Source organism: Streptomyces ardesiacus, assembly GCF_003112575.1.
In the GTDB taxonomy this organism is placed as follows: Bacteria; Actinomycetota; Actinomycetes; order Streptomycetales; family Streptomycetaceae; genus Streptomyces; species Streptomyces ardesiacus.
The window spans coordinates 944,633-958,731 of the sequence record NZ_BEWC01000001.1 but is presented as its reverse complement, the minus strand read 5'-3'; the positions used below and the strand labels follow the sequence as shown (position 1 = coordinate 958,731).

Annotated in this window: 15 protein-coding genes; 4 read left to right on the top strand and 11 right to left on the bottom strand. The window is 75.4% G+C overall.

Annotated features, from left to right (window positions below; genetic code table 11):
• Positions 1-44 precede the first annotated feature (44 nt).
• The 7 genes from Sdi02f_RS04020 to Sdi02f_RS03990 form a co-directional block, all read right to left on the bottom strand.
• Complete coding sequence (locus Sdi02f_RS04020; RefSeq protein ID WP_030399565.1) at positions 45-1,139, bottom strand: serine hydrolase domain-containing protein; 1,095 nt, start codon at positions 1,137-1,139, stop codon at positions 45-47.
• Positions 1,136-2,056, bottom strand: a complete 921-nt coding sequence (locus Sdi02f_RS04015; RefSeq protein WP_030399564.1) for a DUF6895 family protein — start codon at positions 2,054-2,056, stop codon at positions 1,136-1,138. Before Sdi02f_RS04015 ends, Sdi02f_RS04020 begins: the two co-directional genes overlap by 4 nt.
• Positions 2,053-3,030: a DUF6895 family protein gene (locus Sdi02f_RS04010; protein WP_030399563.1), complete on the bottom strand. Its 978-nt coding sequence runs from the start codon at positions 3,028-3,030 to the stop codon at positions 2,053-2,055. Before Sdi02f_RS04010 ends, Sdi02f_RS04015 begins: the two co-directional genes overlap by 4 nt.
• Positions 3,027-3,734: a hypothetical protein gene (locus tag Sdi02f_RS04005; protein ID WP_031085228.1), complete on the bottom strand. Its 708-nt coding sequence runs from the start codon at positions 3,732-3,734 to the stop codon at positions 3,027-3,029. Before Sdi02f_RS04005 ends, Sdi02f_RS04010 begins: the two co-directional genes overlap by 4 nt.
• A 20-nt stretch (positions 3,735-3,754) precedes the next feature.
• Positions 3,755-3,943 carry a hypothetical protein gene (locus Sdi02f_RS04000; protein ID WP_030399561.1) on the bottom strand — a complete coding sequence of 63 codons (189 nt, stop codon included), beginning with the start codon at positions 3,941-3,943 and terminating at the stop codon, positions 3,755-3,757.
• 98 nt (positions 3,944-4,041) lie between these two features.
• On the bottom strand, positions 4,042-4,692 hold the full coding sequence (locus tag Sdi02f_RS03995) for a class I SAM-dependent methyltransferase (protein ID WP_030399560.1): 651 nt from the start codon (positions 4,690-4,692) through the stop codon (positions 4,042-4,044).
• Between the two features lie 179 nt (positions 4,693-4,871).
• Entirely contained in the window at positions 4,872-5,873 is a 1,002-nt protein-coding gene (locus Sdi02f_RS03990; RefSeq protein WP_030399559.1) for a mechanosensitive ion channel family protein, read from the bottom strand.
• 216 nt (positions 5,874-6,089) lie between these two features.
• Here Sdi02f_RS03990 and Sdi02f_RS03985 point away from each other — a divergent pair, with 216 nt between their 5' ends.
• Together Sdi02f_RS03985 and Sdi02f_RS03980 are read left to right on the top strand one after the other, a co-directional pair.
• Complete coding sequence (locus Sdi02f_RS03985) at positions 6,090-6,302, top strand: hypothetical protein (RefSeq protein WP_037798790.1); 213 nt, start codon at positions 6,090-6,092, stop codon at positions 6,300-6,302.
• A 102-nt stretch (positions 6,303-6,404) separates the two neighbouring features.
• Positions 6,405-6,830, top strand: coding sequence for a TIGR03618 family F420-dependent PPOX class oxidoreductase (locus Sdi02f_RS03980; protein WP_030399558.1), 426 nt, complete (start codon positions 6,405-6,407; stop codon positions 6,828-6,830).
• Between the two features lie 24 nt (positions 6,831-6,854).
• Here the strand turns inward: Sdi02f_RS03980 and Sdi02f_RS03975 are convergent, their stop codons facing one another.
• Both Sdi02f_RS03975 and Sdi02f_RS03970 read right to left on the bottom strand, forming a co-directional pair.
• Positions 6,855-8,972: an MMPL family transporter gene (locus tag Sdi02f_RS03975; RefSeq protein ID WP_108932694.1), complete on the bottom strand. Its 2,118-nt coding sequence runs from the start codon at positions 8,970-8,972 to the stop codon at positions 6,855-6,857.
• Positions 8,973-9,167: 195 nt separating this feature from the next.
• Positions 9,168-9,674 carry a MarR family winged helix-turn-helix transcriptional regulator gene (locus tag Sdi02f_RS03970; protein ID WP_030399556.1) on the bottom strand — a complete coding sequence of 169 codons (507 nt, stop codon included), beginning with the start codon at positions 9,672-9,674 and terminating at the stop codon, positions 9,168-9,170.
• Between the two features lie 105 nt (positions 9,675-9,779).
• Here Sdi02f_RS03970 and Sdi02f_RS03965 point away from each other — a divergent pair, with 105 nt between their 5' ends.
• Both Sdi02f_RS03965 and Sdi02f_RS03960 read left to right on the top strand, forming a co-directional pair.
• Positions 9,780-11,342: an SDR family oxidoreductase gene (locus Sdi02f_RS03965; protein ID WP_108932693.1), complete on the top strand. Its 1,563-nt coding sequence runs from the start codon at positions 9,780-9,782 to the stop codon at positions 11,340-11,342.
• A gap of 438 nt (positions 11,343-11,780) precedes the next feature.
• Positions 11,781-13,157 (top strand): cryptochrome/photolyase family protein, encoded by a 1,377-nt coding sequence (locus Sdi02f_RS03960; protein ID WP_108932692.1) that lies wholly within the window; start codon positions 11,781-11,783, stop codon positions 13,155-13,157.
• A gap of 27 nt (positions 13,158-13,184) precedes the next feature.
• Here Sdi02f_RS03960 and Sdi02f_RS03955 read toward each other — a convergent pair whose 3' ends face one another.
• Both Sdi02f_RS03955 and Sdi02f_RS03950 read right to left on the bottom strand, forming a co-directional pair.
• The gene (locus Sdi02f_RS03955) at positions 13,185-13,616 is read right to left on the bottom strand and encodes a hypothetical protein (protein WP_030399553.1); all 432 of its coding nucleotides are present in this window, start codon (positions 13,614-13,616) and stop codon (positions 13,185-13,187) included.
• Positions 13,609-13,950 carry a DUF3140 domain-containing protein gene (locus Sdi02f_RS03950; RefSeq protein ID WP_108932691.1) on the bottom strand — a complete coding sequence of 114 codons (342 nt, stop codon included), beginning with the start codon at positions 13,948-13,950 and terminating at the stop codon, positions 13,609-13,611. Before Sdi02f_RS03950 ends, Sdi02f_RS03955 begins: the two co-directional genes overlap by 8 nt.
• Positions 13,951-14,099 lie beyond the last annotated feature (149 nt).

Sequence of the window (14,099 nt, the reverse complement as noted above, 5' to 3'; positions counted from 1 at the left end):
ACGGCGCGGGGCCGCTCGACGCGGCCCCGCGCCCACGCGTTCCGCTATCCCTCCGCGAGGAGGGCGTAGGCGGTGGCGATGAACGGGTCCCGGGCGCGGAACCGCCGGGTGCACACCGCCGCCAGGGCGGTGTCCGTGTCGGGCCGGAAGCCGAGGAAGGCCTGCTGGCCCAGGGTGGCACCGCTGTGGAAGTACATCGGCCCGCCGTCCGTGGGGTGCCGGAACCAGCCCACGGTGTGCACGTGCCGGTGGCCCAGCCCCCTGCGCAGCACCGGCACCCGCACCGCACGCAGCGCGCCGGCGGCCGGTGAGCGGTCCGGCTCCAGGTGGGCCTCCAGGAAGGTGAGCAGGTCGCCCGGGGTGGACCGGACGGCCCCGGCCGCCTGGAAGCCGCCCGCGTCGAAGGCCGGCACCGGGGTGCGGCCGTCCTTGCGGTGGCCGACGGCGTCGGTCCCGGGCCCCTCCGCGCGCAGGGCCGTACCGCTGAGGCCGAGGGCGCGCAGCACCTGCTCGGTGATCAGGTGGTCCCAGGGGGTTCCGACGGCCGCGGCGACGGCGTGGCCGAGCACGGAGACGCCGTAGTTGGAGTAGTGCCAGCGGGTGCCGGGGCGGTGCCTGGGCGGGTGGCGCAGGAAGGTGTCGGTCAGCCGCTCGGCGGAGTAGCGGGCGTAGGGGTTGGTGCGCCAGGCGGGCAGGCCCCGGCGCACGAAGTCGGCGGGCAGGGCGGGCAGGCCCGACGTGTGGGTGATGAGGTGGGCGAGGGTGACGGGGTGGGGGCCGGTCCGCGCACCGGGGTCCAGGCAGGTGGCGGCCGGCTCGCCGCCGGTGAGCACGCCGCGCCGGACCAGGCGGGTGAACAGCAGCGCGGCGAAGGTCTTGGACGCCGACCCGGTCTCGTAGCGCAGGTTCTCGCGGGGGACGTCGGGGGGCGGGGCGGTGCCGCCGCTGTGCAGGATGCGCCGGCCGCGCCGGGAGACGGCGAAGACGACGTCGGGGGCGTCGCCGGCGTCCACGGCCGCGGCCAGGCGCTCGCGCAGTGCCGCCTCGTCGGCCGGTGCGGGTCCGTTGCGGGCGTCCGCCTCCGGGGCCCGCTCGTCGGTGGCGGGCAGGCCCGGCCAGGGCGTGCGGCGGGCCGTCACGACGCGGAGTGCGCCAGCTCGGTGAGGGCGCGTGAGGTGGCCAGCAGGGAGGCGAAGGCGGCGACCAGGGTCGGGTGGTAGACCACGTCGAACACCGCGTCGGGTTCGCCCTCGGGCATGGTACGTACGGCGGGCATGGCGCCGTCGGGCTGCTGCGCGGCGGCGAAGCCCCGCCAGGCGGCCTCGTCGAGGGTGGGCCGGGGCAGACAGGCGTCCACGACGAGGAGTTCGCCGAGCAGGTCCCAGCGTTCGAGGTCCAGCCAGTCGTCGATCCAGACCGGGAGCCAGACGGCGAGGTAGTCGGCGACGTCGGGCGGCAGCCCGCCCGGGTTCTCGCCCCAGTCGGTGAGGTGGAAGACGGTGTGCGTGATGTCGTACGCGGTGTGGCCCTCGACCGTCCACGGCTCGGGCGTGCCGGCCAGCCAGGTGGTGGCGGCCAAGCCGGCCTCGGGCGGCCGCGCGGTCAGGCCGAAGCGGCGCTGGAAGGCGGACAGGCCCAGGCGCCGGGTGGGGGTCACCGGGAGCCGCGCCCAGCTGTCCAGCCGGTGGTTGAGGACGGTGGCCCGCTCGATCTCGGGCTGGCTGTAGCCCAGCTCCTTGAACGGCAGGTAGACCTCGAAGGGGGCGGGCGAGAAGGGCTCGATGCGCTGGCCGCGCACCAGCATCCGGCCTCCGTCGAGGGTCTCGCGCCAGGTGTGGTCCAGCAGTTGGCGCGCGAGCTGGGACTGCCGGGAGCCGGCGACGCCCTCGCGGAAGAGCACCTTGCAGATGAGGGCGAGTTCGCCGATCGGCTTGAAGCGTTCCAGGAAGCCGATCTCCGGGTCCACGTCCGGTTCCAGGCGGAATCCGTCGCGGTGGGCCCACAGCCACTCCAGGGCACCGGCTCCGACGCGGTGGATCAGGCGGGTGTCCGTCATCGCGGCGCTCCTTGTCCGGCGTGCTGTCCCGTGCGGGGCGCGGCGTGCCGCACGGCGGCCGGGGGTGCCGTCGCCGCCGTGGTGAGGGCCGCCGCGAACGCGGCCATGAGGGTGGAGTGGTAGCAGTCGGTGAAGGCGTACGGGTCCGGTCCCGGGTCGGGCCCGGCGGCGTCCTGGGCGGCGCCCTCCTCGGGGATCGCGCCGGAGCCGGACCGGGCCGCCGCGACCCGCTGCCAGGCGTCCGCCAGGACGGCGGGCTCCGGCGGGCGCGGCAGGCTCGCCGCGACCGCGAGCAACTCGCAGCTCAGGTCGTACATCCGGGCGTCCAGGCAGGTGTCGAGCCAGGGCGGCAGCCAGTGCAGCAGGTAGTCGGCCAGGTCCGCCGGCACGCCCCGGGGGTCGCGTCCCCAGTCGGTGAGGTGGAAGACGACGTGGGTGAGCGCGTAACCGGCCGCGCGTTCGAAGGTCCACGGTTCCGGCAGGCCGCCCAGCCAGGTGCGGTCCAGCGCCGGGGGCACGGCGCCGTGCGGCTGGAGGCCGCTGCGCCGCTCGGCCTCCAGCACGCCGAGGCGGCGGGTGGGGTACTGCTCGGTCAGCCGCCAGCCGCGGGTGCGGGCCACCACGGCGGCGGACGCCTCGTAGCCGGGATGCCGCAGTCCGGCCGAGGCGAAGGCCGCGTACACCTCCAACGGGTAGGTGGCGAAGGGCTCCAGCGACTGCATGAGGAGGAAGAGTTCGCCTTGGCGGGTCTGCCGCCAGGCGAAGTCCAGCAGTTCCGAGACGCGGGTGTGCAGCGGATCGCCGGGCGGGGTGCACCGGGACACGGACGCGCAGACCTGGGTCAGCTCGCCCAGGGGCTTCCACGTCCGGTTGACCTGGCCGTCCGCCGCCAGCGCGTCGTCGCCGAGCGCGAAGTCGTCGCGGTGGGCCCACACCCAGTCCAGTGCGGCCTCCTCGACGGCGCGCACGCTCACCGGAGGACTACGGCCGGCATCAGCCGCGCCGCCTCCAGTTGCAGGGCCACCCGCGGGTCGGAACCGCCCATGAGGCGTACGAAGTCCAGCCCGGCTTCGAGGCCGAGGGTGTCGGGCACTCCGTCCAGGAGCGTGAGCCAGCGTCCGGCCCCGGCCGCCTGCTGCCAGTCCCGGCGGCGCACCGCCCGGACGAAGCCGCGGGCGACGTCCACGGGCCGGCCGCGCGCCACGCGGGTCACGGCGCACTCCTCGCCCGGGAGCGCCAGCGGGGCGAGAACGGCGAGCTGGTGGGTCAGGAACTGCCAGGACGCGCCGTCGAGCCAGCGGGCGTCGGGTTCGGCGCCCGGACCGCCGGCGAGCGGGCCGTCCAGGGGTGGTCCGGTCCGGCGCAGGGCCCGGGTCATGGCCCAGTGGCTCCATACGACGGTGGGTGCCGCGTCGGCGCGTGGCGGGTGGGCCGCCACCGCGTCCTTGAACACGGCGAGTTGCCCGGGCTCGGGCGGAACGCCCAGCAGCAGGCTGGGCAGCAGGGTGTCGGCGCCCAGGACGCGTACCGCCGCGCGGGCGACGCCCTCACCGGCACCGCCTCCCGTCAGGGTGCTCCCCGCTCGCACGTGGTCTCCGCTCCGAAGAGCGGAGACCACGTCGGAGGCGAGGTCAAGCACCGTTCCCTGCAGGAGGGCCGATGTGCTCGACTGCTCCATCTCGTTCTCCCGTCGGTCCGTCAGCCCTTCTTCGGGCGCGGGGTCGGGGGCGAGAGCAGGAGGTTGGTACCTCCGGACTGCAGGGCGAGCGCGGCGCACTCGCGGCTGTCGCGGAAGACTCCGTCGGGCTCGGCGGGGTCGAGTACCGCGTCGATGTCGATGTTCTCGGTGCGGGTGACTTCCTCGAGCACCTTGTCCTTGGAAGGCATTTCACCATCTCCCTCTGGTAGCCAAATGGCCTTCACACCCCAGGGTGTCCGATAAGTCTCAGAACATGCCTTTCATCACAAAATTCCCAGAAGGTCACTCATTCAACATCGGTCGGCCGCCGCCGCAGGCGCCATACGTGGTCGTCCCGGAATCCTTCGGCTCCGTCGGGCGAGACGCTGCGCCGACGGGCGGTCCGGCGGGTCTCGACGCTCCACTCCCCCTCGGGCAGGGCGAGTTCGCCGAGGAGGCCGTCCAGGGTGGGGAAGACGGCGTCGAACGGGGGCTCCGTCTGCCAGGAGGGCCAGCCGGCGTGCAGGACGACGAGCAGGGTGCCGCCGGGGGCCACGGCCCGTGCGGCGGCACGCAGGACCGTCTGTTGGTCGAGTGCGGCCGGGGACTGCAGGTAATGGGCACTCACCAGGTCGAAGGAGCCCTCGGGGAACGAGGGTCCCAGCTCGTGGCGTTCCCAGGCGACGCGGTCGCCGACCCCGGCCTCGGCCGCGTGCCCGGCCGCGCGCTCCAGGGCGGTGGCGGAGATGTCCACGCCGGTGACCCGCCAGCCGCGCGAGGCCAGCCACACGGCGTCCGCCCCTTCGCCGCAGCCGAGGTCGAGCGCGGCGCCGGGGACGAGGCCGGACGCCTCCTGGACCAGCAGGTCGTTGGGGCGCCCGCTCCAGACGCGGCCGGAGTCGCGGTAGCGGGCCTCCCAGAACTCCGCGGCGGGCGGCGGCGCGGGGGTGTCGGTCATGGTGCCTCCTGAGGCGGGCGCGAGCAGCTGCACACGGGGCGCGCGTCGCTCGCGCGCCCCGTGTGCAGGCTGCCCCGGCCGGGCGGGAGGCGCCAAAAGCGTTTGCGGTTCCGGCAAATCCGGCGCCGGCGGGCCGGTGGGTCAGCGCGTCGGCGCCGGTGGACCGGCGGGCCGGTGGGTCAGCGCGTCGGCGCCTGCGGCGCGTCCTCCGGGTCGTCGGCCCGCAGCAGGACCGTCCGCCGCGGGAAGGGGAGCTCGACGCCCGCGTCGTCCAGCGCCTCCTTGACCCGGCGGCGCAGTTCGCGGGTGACGCCCCACTGCTGGAGCGGCACGGTCCGGACGGCGAGGCGCACCTGCACGCCGTCGGCGTCCAGGGACTGCACGCCCCACACCGCGGGGTCCTCGAGCAGGACGTCCGCGAAGTCGGGGTCCTCGCGCAGCGCGCGGCCGGTGTCCTCCAGGACCCGGTAGACGGTGTCGAGGTCGGCGTCGTGGGCCACGGCGACGTCCAGGACGGCGCGGGCCCATTCCTGGCTGTCGTTGCGCACGCGCAGGATCTCGCCGTTGCGGATGTGCCACAGACCGCCGTTGAGGTCGCGCACGTGGGTGAGGCGCAGGCCGACGTGCTCGACCTCGCCGACGGCCTCGCCGAGGTCGACGGAGTCGCCGACGCCGTACTGGTCCTCGACCATGATGAGCAGTCCCGACAGGTAGTCCGCGACCAGGCTCTGGGCGCCGAAACCGATGGCCAGGCCGACCACTCCGGCGCTGGCCAGCAGCGGGCCGAGGGCGATGCCGACCTGGTCGAGCACCATGGCCACGCCCACCATGAACAGCACGATGGTCACGGCGCTGCTGAGCACCGAGCCGATGGTGCGGGCCCGCTGCTCGCGCCGCTGCCGGGCCCGGGACCGGTCGCGGTGCAGTACGGCGGCGCCGCGGGCCGGCCTGCGGGGACGGCTGCGTTCGGCCTCGCCCGCCGGCGGTTCCAGGACCCGCTGGACGACCCGGGTGATGGCCCGCTTCGCCACCGCGCGCAGCACGAGCAGGATCACGACGATGAGCGCGATGCGCAGGGGTATCCCGATCAGGGCGGCGGTGTGGTCGCCCGTCCAGTCCGACCACGAGGCCGCCAGTCGCGGGGTCGTGGCCGCTTCGGCGGGCGGGGAGATGTGCGACATCGGCGCGGGTGCTCCGTTCCTGGGGGACAGGTCTGCCGTCGGGGCCGCCTACCCGCCCGCGGCGGGAACATGATCCGGCCCGGGACACACGCCACCCATGCCGGCATATGCCCGGTATGACCGAAAGTTGCGTCATCTTCACTTCCGGCGCGCCCATCACCGGCGCCGCCCCGGGCACCCGCACGACGTCGTCCACAGTGGAGGGGGACCCGCGGCGTGGTTACCGTTGCCGTCCTGCTGCTGCCCGGGCTGGGGCTGCTGTTGTTCAGCATGACGTACCTGGAGGACCGGCTGTTCGGCGATCCCGGGCCGCCCCGCCACGCGCGGCGGCGGCATCTGCGCCTGATTCCCGGCGGCCGGAGCCACCGCTCCGCGGATCCGCGCCCCCAACCGGCGCAGGTCCACGCGACCGAACGGGACGCCGCCTGAACCGGGTTCCCCGCCGTCACCGGGACCCCGCCGAGCGGGCGTGCGGCCCGCCGGGCGATGCTGGTGCGGACGGGACGTACGCGGCGCGGGTGAGGAGAGCGGATGGACACCGGGGAACGGCACGACGCGGACGACGAGTTCGTCCGCTTCTGGCAGGAGCGCCGGATCTGCTTCCTGGCGACGCGACGGGCCGACGGAACGTCCCACCTGGTCCCCGTCGGGGTGACGTACGACCACGCCACCCGCACGGCACGGGTCATCACGAGCCGGGACACCACGAAGGCCCGCAACGTGCGGCGGGCCGCCGGAGCCGTCGTCGCCGTGGGCCAGGTGGAGGGCAGGCGCTGGTCCACCCTGGAGGGCGTCGCCACCGTACGGGACGACGCCGGGGCGGTCCGCGACGCGGAGGCCCGGTACGCCGCCCGTTACCGGCAGCCCCGGGCGAACCCGGAGCGGGTCGTCATCGAGATCGACGTACGGCGCTTCCTCGGCACGGTGCGGCCCCCGGCGGGACGCCCGGAGGCGTGAGGCGCCCGGCGGGGCGGGGGCCCGTCACACCTGCCCCGTCCCCGTCCGGCGTCCGAGCCGCCCCGGCCACCAGGCGACGGCGCCGATGTCGCGGGCGAGCGCCGGGACCAGCAGCGAGCGCACCACCAGCGTGTCCAGCAGGACGCCGAAGGCCACGATGAAGGCGATCTGCAGCAGGAAGGCCAGCGGAATCACCCCGAGCGCCGCGAAGGTGGCGGCGAGGACGACGCCGGCCGAGGTGATGACGCCGCCGGTGGCGGTCAGCCCGCGCAGGGTGCCCTCGCGCACGCCGTGGCGCAGCGCTTCCTCCCGCACCCGGGACATGAGGAAGATGTTGTAGTCCACGCCCAGGGCGACCAGGAAGACGAACCCGTACAGCGGCACGGAGGCGTCGGTGCCGCTGAAGCCGAACACATGGGTGAACACGAGCGAGGAGATGCCCAGGGTGGCCAGGAAGTTCAGCCCCACCGTGGCGACCAGCAGGAGGGGCATCAGCAGGGAGCGCAGCAGCAGGATCAGGATGACCAGGATGATGGCGAGGACCACCGGCACGATGAGGGTGCGGTCCGCGCCCGCGGTCTCCTGGGTGTCGTACTGCTGGGCGGTGTAGCCGCCGACGAGGGCGTCCGCGCCGGGGACGTCGTGGACGGCCTCCCTGAGCCGGACCACCGTGCTCTTGGCGGCGTCGCTGTCGGCGGGCGCCTGGAGCGTCGCGTCGATGCGCACGCGTCCGTCGACCACCAGGGGCGTCCCGCCGCCGGGGCGGCCCGAGGCGGTCACCGGGGCGGCCGAGGCGACACCGGGGGTGTCGCGGGCGGCCCGGAGGACCGGGTCGAGACGGCCGGCCTCGGCGATGACGACGGCGGGGTTGCCGGAGCCGCCGGGGAAGTGCTCGGCCAGGGTCTGCTGGGCGGCGACCGAGGGGGTGTCGTTCACGAAGATCTCGTCGAGCGGGACGCCCTTGGAGCTGAGGGTCGGCGCGAAGGCCGCGCAGGCGAGCAGCGCGGCCAGTGAGACGGCCCAGATGCGGCGCGGAGCGCGGTCCACGAGGGCGGCGACACGGTGCCACAGCCGGTGCCCGGCCTCCGGGTCGCCGGTGCGCACCGGTTTGGCCGGCCAGTAGGCGACGCGGCCGAGCAGGACCAGGACGGCGGGCAGGAAGGTGAGCGTGCTCAGCACCGAGCAGACGATGCCGATGGCACCGACGGGACCCAGCGCGCGGTTGTTGGTCAGGTCGCTGAGCAGCAGCGCCAGCAGGCCGAGCGCGACGGTGGCCGCGCTGGCGACGACGGCGCCCCAGGAGTCGCGCAGCGCGGCGCGCACGGCGCCGAAGCGGTCCGGGTGGCGGGCGAGTTCCTCGCGGAACCGGGCCGTGAGCAGCAGTGCGTAGTCGGTGGCGGCGCCGATGACCAGGATGGAGAGGATGCCCTGGACCTGTCCGTCGACGCGTACGACGTCGCGGTCGGCGAGCGCGTAGACGACGGCGCATGCCAGGGCCAGTGCGAAGACCGCGCTCAGGATGATGACCAGGGGCAGCAGGACGCTGCGGTAGACGAGCAGCAGGATCACCAGGACCGTGATCAGCGCGACGGCGAGCAGCAGTCCGTCGATGCCCGCGAAGGCGTCGGAGAGGTCGGCCTGGGAGGCCGCGGGGCCGGCGAGCTGGGCCCGGGTGCCGGGGACCTGCCCGGCGGCGTCGCCGATGTCCGCGAGCACGTCCGGGAGCCGTTCGCCGAGATCCGGCTCGACCTGGACGACGGCCTGGAGCGCCCGGCCGTCGTCCGAGGGCAGGGCGGGGCTCGCGGGCCCGACGATGCCGGGGTCGCCTTCGAGGCCCGCGACCGAGCGGGTGGCCGCCTGCTGGTGCGCGGTGACCGCGGCGTCGCCGTCGCCGTCGGCGGTCCAGACGACGATCACGGGGAGCGTCTCGTCCTGCTGGAAGGCCTTCTGCGCCTCGACGACCCGGGTGGACTCGGCGCTGCGGGGCAGGAAGGAGGCCTGGTCGTTGGTGGCGACCTCGCCGAGCCTGCCGGCGTAGGGGCCGAGCGCCCCGCCGACGACGAGCCAGACCAGGAGGAGCAGGACCGGGACGAGCCATCGGGCGCGCCGGGCGCTTCGGGGCGGGTGGGAGGGGGTGGACATCGGTGTCGGGTCTCCAAGTCTCGGGGGGCACGGGCACCAAATGAAGCTCGATCATAAACAATCTTAATGATCGAGTTATTTTGGGGTCGCAGGACTGCTGCGGGCTTGCTGCGGGCGTGCCGCAGGACTGCCGCGGGCCGACCACGGACCTCTCGACCGGGCGGCACGCGCCGCCGGTCGAAGGTGGCGGCCGGGTCAGCGGTCGTCCGACGCCACGTGGCTCAGCTCCTCGTTCAGCGCCGCCAGGAAGCGGGCCACGACGGCCAGTTCGCCGTCGTCGAAGTGCGTGCGGGCGGCGACGGCGGCCTCGGCCAGCGGGCGGAAGTACCGGCGGGCCGCCTCCCGGGCCTCGGGCACGTAGTGCAGGTGGACGACCCGGCGGTCGGCGCTCTCCCTGACCCGGCGCACGTGTCCCGCGCGTTCCAGCCGGTCCACGCACGCCGTCACCGCGCCCGAGGTCAGCCCCAGGTGCCGGCGCAGCCGTCCCGGCGTCATGGGTTCGGGCGCGTCCAGGATCGCCGCGAGGGCCTGGATGTCGGTGGCGTGCAGCGTGTGGGCACCGGCGAACCCGTGCACGACCCGGTTGATCTCGCCGTTCATCCGCCTCAACTGGACGGCGAGCGCGTGCAGGTCGCTCCCCTCGGGACCGGGGCCGGTCCTCCGCTCGTGCGCGTCTTGTCCGCGCTGGTTCGCTGTCGCCACGCGATCAGCGTATAGAAGGGGTCGTCCGGGGCCGGGACGTGTCCGGCCCGGCCCCCTCCGGGGAAGGGGTCACGGTGACGACTGTCCCGCGAGCGACGGAGCCCCATGAGCCAGGAAAGCGCAGAATCCGACCGGACGAGCGACGAGAGCGGCGGAGCGGGCCTGCGCTGCCTGGTCACCGGCGCGACGGGGTACATCGGGGGCCGCCTCGTGCCGGAACTGCTCGACGCCGGGCACCGGGTGCGGTGCCTGGCCCGCTCCCCGCACAAGCTGCGCGACCACCCGTGGGCCGGGAGGGCCGAGGTGGTGCGCGGCGACGTGACCGACGCCGACTCGGTGGCCGCGGCGATGGAGGGCGTCGACGTGGCCTACTACCTGGTGCACGCGCTCGGCACCGGCGACGACTTCGAGGCGACCGACCGGCGGGCGGCGCGCACCTTCGCCGAGCGCGCCGAGGCGGCCGGTGTGCGGCGCATCGTGTACCTGGGCGGCCTCACCCCGTCCGGGGTGCCGGAACGCGAGCTGTCGCCGCACCTGCGCTCGCGCGCCGAGGTCGGCCGTATCCTGCTGGCCTCCGGCGTGCCCACGACGGTGCTGCGCGCGGCGGTCGTCATCGGCTCCGGGTCGGCCTCCTTCGAGATGCTGCGCTACCTCACCGAGCGGCTGCCGGTGATGGTCACGCCGAGCTGGGTCCACACCCGCATCCAGCCGGTGGCCGTCCGCGACGTGCTGCGTGCCCTGGTCGGCGGCGCGACCATGCCGCCCGAGGTCTCCCGGACCTTCGACGTCGGCGGTCCGGACATCCTCACCTACCGCGAGATGATGGTCCGCTACGCCGAGGTCGCCGGGCTTCCCAAGCGTCTGATCCTGCCGGTGCCGATGCTGACCCCGGGCCTGTCCAGCCACTGGGTCGGACTGGTCACGCCGGTCCCGGCAAGCATCGCGCGCCCGCTCACCGAGTCGCTGCGGCACGAGGTGGTGTGCGGCGAGAACGACATCGTCCGGTACGTCCCGCCGCCCCCGGGATACCCCCTCGGCTTCGACGACGCGCTGCGGCTGGCCCTGCAACGGGTGCGCGAGGCCCGGGTCACCACGCGCTGGTCGTCCGCGTCCGTCCCGGGGGCGCCCAGCGATCCGCTGCCCACCGACCCCGACTGGGCCGGCGGCAGCCTCTACACCGACCACCGCGGGCGGCTCGTCGACGCGCCGCCCGAGGCGCTGTGGCGGGTCATCGAGGGCATCGGCGGCGACAACGGCTGGTACTCCTTCCCGCTGGCCTGGGCGGTACGGGGCTGGCTGGACCGCCTGGCCGGCGGGGTCGGCCTGCGCCGGGGCCGCCGGGACGCCGCGCACCTGCGGGCCGGCGACTCCCTGGACTTCTGGCGGGTGGAGGAGATCGTCCCCGGCCGGATGCTGCGGCTGCGTGCCGAGATGCGGCTGCCGGGGCTGGCCTGGCTGGAGATGCACGCAGAGACGGACGACGCCGGGCGGACGCGGTACCGCCAGCGGGCGCTGTTCCATCCCCACGGGCTGGCGGGCCAGGCGTACTGGTGGAGCGTGGCGCCCTTCCACGCCGTGGTCTTCGGCGGCATGGCCCGCAACATCACCCGCACCGCCGAGCAGGCCGCGCACGCCTCCGGCGGGACCCGCACCCCGCCCGCCCCGTGAGACCGGCCCACCGCACCTGCGGACCGTGCCCACCTGCCACGGCCGGCGCCGGCGCCCCAGGAAGACGCGTCGTCGTACCGCTTTCGCCCGAAGCCCCTGTCCCGCACCGGTGCGAGGCCGGGCCGGCCTCGCACCGGCCGCACGCGCCTCGTCCCCGGTCCCCCCACGTCGCTCCACCGGACGCGCTCCCGAGTCCGCCGACGACGCCCGCGGACAGCCGCGCCGACGACCACCGCCGCGGCCCCACCGCGCGCCCCGGCGCCGGGGCCGCACAGCACGCCGTGACCCACCCGGCCGTGCCCCGGCCCGGCCCGGCGAGCACACCGCACCCGGCCGGAAGCCGGCCCCCCCTCCCCCGGCGCGGCAGCGTCCCCGCGCGTCCCCGTGGCCGGCCCCCTCCGCTCCGGTAGCGTCGCCCGGACCCCCGCGAGGAGCGCCATGGTCACGTCGGTCGTCCTGTTCACCCGCGACCTGCGGCTGCACGACCATCCGCCGCTGCGCGCCGCCCTCGGCCGCTCCGCGGCCGTGGTGCCGCTGTTCGTCCGCGACCGGGCCGTGGACGCCGCCGGGTTCGCCGCGCCCAACCGGCTCGCCCTGCTCGCCGACTGCCTGCGGGACCTGGACGCGGGCCTGCGCGACCGGGGCGGGCGGCTCGTCGTCCGGTCCGGGGACCTGGTCGCGCAGGTGTGCGCGGTGGCCGGGGAGGCGGACGCCGACGAGGTGCACATGGCGGCCGACGTCAGCGCGTACGCGCACCGGCGCGAGGAGCACCTGCGGTCGGCGCTCGGGGCGCGGGGCTGCCGGCTGCACGTCCACGACGCCGTGACGACCGTGCTGGCCCCGGGGGCCGTCACCCCGGCCGCCTCGGACCACTTCGCGGTGTTCACACCGTTCTTCCGGCGGTGGAGCGAGCGCTCCGTCCGCGAGCCGCTGGCCGCCCCGCGCAGCGTCCGTGTCCCGGACGGCGTCACCTCCGGACCGCTGCCCTCCCGCGACGGCCTGACCGGTCTGTCCCCGGGGCTGCCGGCCGGCGGGGAACGGGCGGCCAGGAAGCGCCTGACGGCGTGGCTGCGCACCGGCATCGCGGGATACGCCGACCACCACGACGACCTGGCCGCCGACGCGACCTCCCGGCTCTCCCCCGACCTGCACCTCGGCGCCCTCTCCCCCGTCGAGCTGGTCCACCGGGCCCGGCGCGCGGAGGGCCCCGGCCCGCAGGCCTTCGTACGGCAACTGGCCTGGCGCGACTTCCACCACCAGGTGCTGGCCGCCCGCCCGCACGCCTCGGCCGCCGACTATCGCACCCGGCACGACCGCTGGCGCACCGGTGCCGACGCCGAGGAGGACGTCGCCGCGTGGAAGGAGGGACGCACGGGCTACCCGGTCGTGGACGCCGCGATGCGCCAGCTGCGGCACGAGGGCTGGATGCACAACCGCGGCCGCCTGCTCGTCGCGAGCTTCCTCACCAAGACGCTGTACGTGGACTGGCGCGTCGGCGCCCGGCACTTCCTGGAGCTGCTCGCCGACGGCGACGTGGCCAACAACCAGCTCAACTGGCAGTGGGCCGCGGGCACCGGCACCGACACCCGCCCCCACCGTGTCCTCAACCCCACGGCGCAGGCGCGGCGGTTCGACCCGGACGGGACGTACGTCCGGCGGTGGGTGCCCGAGCTGGCGGGGCTGGAGGGCCGCGCCGTGCACGAGCCCTGGCGGCTGCCGGGGACGCGGCGGTCCGCCTACGGCGCCTGTCCGGACCCGATCGTCGACCTCGCCGAGGGCCTGGAGCGCTTCCGGCGGGCCCGGGGACGCGACTGACCCCCGGGCGGGGCCGCGGGCGCGCGGTCAGTCGGGGTCGTCGGGGCGGGAGGTGTGGTCCGGGTGGTTCCGCGTCCGGCGGGCCTCCTTCAGCTCCGCCTCGTACAGGTGGTGGCGGCCCCCGGCGAGACGCGCCACCGCCTCCCGCTCCAGGTCCCGGAAGGCCTGGTAGTACGTCCGGTCGTACGCCTCGACGATCTGGAACGTCCAGTGGCCCGGGATGACGTTGCGGCCCAGGATCTCCGTGCGGACGCGCTCCGCCCAGTCCTCGTGACCGGCGGCCCGCAGCAGCTCGACCGCCCGGTCGAGTTCGAAGTCGGCCGAGCCGGTGAACTGGTGGAAGGCGAACAGGTGGCCCCGGGCGCACTCGGTCGTCTCCAGGGCCTTGGACAGGGACCCGAGGGCCTCGACCGTCGCGTCGCTCACGCCCTCGGGGCGCCGGTGCGCGTCGTCAGCCATGGCGCTCCAGGGGGTCGTGGCCCCAGTTCATGAGCGAGTACCGCCACCGGGTGTCCTCGACGTCGCCGGACGGGCGCTGGGCCAGGTGCCGGCGGACGTAGCCGACGACCTTGCGCATGTGCTCGTAGTCCTCGTCGGAGAGGTCGCCCTTCTTCTTCCGCAGGATCTCCACGATCCGGCGTCCGGAGGCGTGCCCGACGGACTCGCCGCCGTCCTGGTGGTGCCCGGCGTCGCGGGACTCGTCGCTGTCCAGCCACCGGTCCAGTGCGGCCGGTGTCATGTTCACCAGCCCGTGGAACGCGTCCCGGGTCTCGTCCTGCTCGTCGCCGTCCACGACTCCTCACTCCTTCGTCGGCAGCGGTCCTCGACGGTGGCCCGGGTTCCCGGCCGGGGGCACCCCACTCGGGCCGGACCCGATGCGCCGCCGAACTATCCTGGTCGCGGCCCCGGCGCCGCCCTCCCGGCCCGCCCGCGCCGCCCCGC